Origin of the sequence: Acinetobacter sp. YH01020 (genome assembly GCF_013420275.1) — a bacterium.
GTDB classification, from domain to species: Bacteria; Pseudomonadota; Gammaproteobacteria; order Pseudomonadales; family Moraxellaceae; genus Acinetobacter; species Acinetobacter amyesii.
In genome coordinates, this window is sequence record NZ_VOYN01000106.1 from 1 (window position 1) to 3,064 (window position 3,064).

The window sequence follows — 3,064 nt, forward strand, 5'->3', positions numbered from 1 at the left end:
AATGAGATGATCAATCGGCTTGAAGAAATTGTAAAAAAGAACTGTGCTGATTGGGAGATTGACTTGATTGAGTTCAATGGTGAAGCTGATCATATTCACTTATTGTTAGATATGCACCCGAACATCAGAGACTGTAAATTAAATTGTGTAATTGCCTGAATTTGCTATGTTCATATTCACAACGGAGTCAGGCAACATGATGAACGAACAAAAACTAAAAGACCTTGCAGCAGAATTTGCTAAAGGAATCAAAACAGAAGACGATCTCAACCAATTCCCCCGATTGTTGACTAAACTCACTGTTGAAACGGCTCTCAATGCCGAACTTACCGAACATCTCGGACATGAAAAGAATGCTCGTAAGAACGGTTCAAATGCCCGTAACGGTTATTCCAGTAAGACCGTGCTTAGCAATGATGGGGAGATTGAGATCACCACACCACGAGATCGTGACGGTACATTTGAGCCACAACTGATTAAAAAGAATCAGACCCGTATCACGCAAATGGATAGCCAGATTCTATCCCTTTATGCCAAAGGTATGACTACCCGTGAAATTGTTGCTACCTTTAAGGAAATGTACGATGCTGATGTATCTCCAACGCTCATTTCCAAGGCGAACAGCACTGCTGTGAGGATGCCGTCAAGGAGCAGGTTGCTGAATGGCAAAACCGTCCGCTGGATGCGATCTATCCCATCGTCTATATGGACTGTATTGTGGTTAAAGTCCGTCATAATGGCAGTGTCATCAACAAGGCTGTATTCCTTGCCTTAGGCATTAATCTTGATGGACAGAAAGAACTGCTCGGTATGTGGATGGCTGAGAATGAAGGTGCAAAGTTCTGGCTGAATGTCCTGACTGAGCTGAAAAACCGAGGGTTGCAGGATATTCTGATCGCCTGCCTTGCGAAGCAGCGCTTCTCAGGACTAAAAGGCTTTCCTGATGCCATTAACAGCGTATACCCGCAAACCCATATCCAGCTGTGCATTATCCATATGCTGCGTAACAGCTTGAAATACGTGTCATGGAAAGATTACAAGGCGGTCACTCAGGATTTAAAAGCCGTTTATCAGTCACCTACTGAAGAGGCTGCATTGATAGCCTTGGATCAATTTGCTCAAACATAGGATGACAAGTACCCACAGATCAGCAAAAGCTGGCGTACACATTGGGAGAATCTGAATACCTTCTTTGCTTATCCAGCCGAGATACGCAAAGCCATCTATACCACCAATGCGATCGAGTCATTAAACAGCGTAATACGCCAGGCGATCAAAAAGCGGAAAGTCTTTCCAACGGATGATTCTGTACGTAAAGTGATTTACCTGGCAATTGATGCAGCATCTAAAAAGTGGAATATGCCTATTCGCGACTGGCGTTTAGCCATGAGTCGCTTTATTATTGAATTCGGTGACCGCTTAAGCAATCACCTTTAATTTATGAAAAGCAATTACACAAAATTATTTACAGGCTCTCTTGTGTGCCTAAATAGCCTGGATGAGCTGTTTCGATTTCACCACAAGCAACGTCATCCTCATGCTTACGTTCAAGTGCCGCAATCTGCTAATCATTTAATTCAATACCATCCTGTTCCACTTTAGCCTCAAGTGCTTTTAAACGCTTCTTAAAGTTTTCTAAATCATGACGAAGCCATATAGAGCGAACCCCACTCCCTGAAACGAATACACCCTTCTTGCGTAATTCATTACTAGTATGGTGCTGACCATATGCGGGATATTGAATTGCGAAATCAATAACAGCCTGTTCAGTAGCATCATCTACACGGTTTTTTAAATTTGGTACTCGACGGGATTTATTGATCAGTGCGTCAATATCACCAGACTTCACTAACTCTTGATAGCGATAAAATGTATCTCTTGAAACACCCATCACTTTGCATGCTCTGGATACATTCTGAAGCTCTTCAGCTAAATTGAGCAGACCTCTACTTTGTGTTTAATGATTTGATTGTTAGTATGCAACATAAGAAAGTTACCTTTGTTTGATTAAGATTTCGACACCTTTATCAAAACGGGTAACTTTCTCTTTTTCAAGAAGAATGTACGATCAAATCTGAACTAATACAAATTAGATATTGATTCTATTTTTTTTAGTGCATCCCCAGCATCTCTATAACCATTCTCAAATGCCCGTTGAAACCAATATTTTGCTTTTTCTAGATCATTATAGGTATTCGCATACATATAACCCAAATTATTTTGAGCTATAGGAAAATTCTGGTTTGCTGCTTGTATATAAAGATCGAGCGCTTTTTTTTCATCTCTTGGAACTATAGCTCCTTCTTCATATATGTTGGCTAAATTGTATTGAGCATCTGGTAAATTTTGTTTAGCCGCATCGGTATACAAGCTAATGGCCTTATTGATATCTTTTTCAATACCATTTCCATCAAGATATGCATTAGCGAGGCTGAATTGAGCCCGAGCATATCCTTGTTTTGCAGATAAGTTATAATAATCTAAAGCTTTTGTTCGATCTTTATCTACATAATATCCATTGTCATACATTACACCTAAATTATACTGAGCTTCAGAAGAATTTAATTTACATGCTTCATTAAACCAATAATAAGCTTTAGCTTCATTTTTTTGTGTACCTATTCCTTTGAAGTACATACCTGCTAAATCATTTTGAGCAACTACAGAATCTTCATTTGCAGCTTTTTCAAAATATTCCAAAGCTTTTTGATAGTTTTGTTCTACACCATCACCTAAAAAATATTTTTGACCTTGTTTATATAAAGACTCTGATTTAACAAGATTTTTTTCTTTCTGAGGTACAGTCTTTGTACAACTATTAAGACCAAGTAAACTCAAAAATACTAAAAAAAAAGCTGTTTTTTTTACATTCATTTTTCATTCACTTAGTCAGAATAATTTATATGCCATTCTAGCATAGTGAATAGCCACCAAAATTGAACCGTACCGGGTTTGTCGGAGACATTTTTATTTAAGTTAGGCCACGTGACCTAACGGGTTAATCTTATCATAGTACATTGCTTCAAACTCAAAAGGCGATACATAACCCAATGCGCTGTGTACA

At 38.6% G+C, this 3,064-nt stretch carries 2 protein-coding genes and 2 pseudogenes; 2 read left to right on the forward strand and 2 right to left on the reverse strand.

Annotation, left to right across the window (positions count from 1 at the left end; genetic code table 11):
- The first annotated feature begins 6 nt into the window (after nt 1–6).
- Nucleotides 7–159 carry a transposase gene (locus FTT85_RS18985; RefSeq protein ID WP_373886907.1) on the forward strand — a complete coding sequence of 51 codons (153 nt, stop codon included), beginning with the start codon at nt 7–9 and terminating at the stop codon, nt 157–159.
- A 40-nt stretch (nt 160–199) separates the two neighbouring features.
- Nucleotides 200–1,437 (forward strand): annotated as a pseudogene (locus FTT85_RS18210) (IS256 family transposase).
- Nucleotides 1,438–1,471: 34 nt separating this feature from the next.
- On the opposite strand, the pseudogene FTT85_RS18215 reads toward FTT85_RS18210, so the two are convergent.
- Together FTT85_RS18215 and FTT85_RS18220 are read right to left on the reverse strand one after the other, a co-directional pair.
- Nucleotides 1,472–1,986 (reverse strand): annotated as a pseudogene (locus FTT85_RS18215) (helix-turn-helix domain-containing protein); the annotation flags it as partial.
- 93 nt (nt 1,987–2,079) lie between these two features.
- On the reverse strand, nt 2,080–2,874 hold the full coding sequence (locus tag FTT85_RS18220) for a tetratricopeptide repeat protein (RefSeq protein WP_180109922.1): 795 nt from the start codon (nt 2,872–2,874) through the stop codon (nt 2,080–2,082).
- Between the last annotated feature and the right edge of the window lie 190 nt (nt 2,875–3,064).

Coding starts and splice junctions, on each gene's coding strand:
- FTT85_RS18220 (WP_180109922.1), bottom strand. CDS start 2,874: ATGAATGTAAAAAAAACAGCTTTTTTTTTAGTATTTTTGAGTTTACTT.
- FTT85_RS18985 (WP_373886907.1), top strand. CDS start 7: ATGATCAATCGGCTTGAAGAAATTGTAAAAAAGAACTGTGCTGATTGG.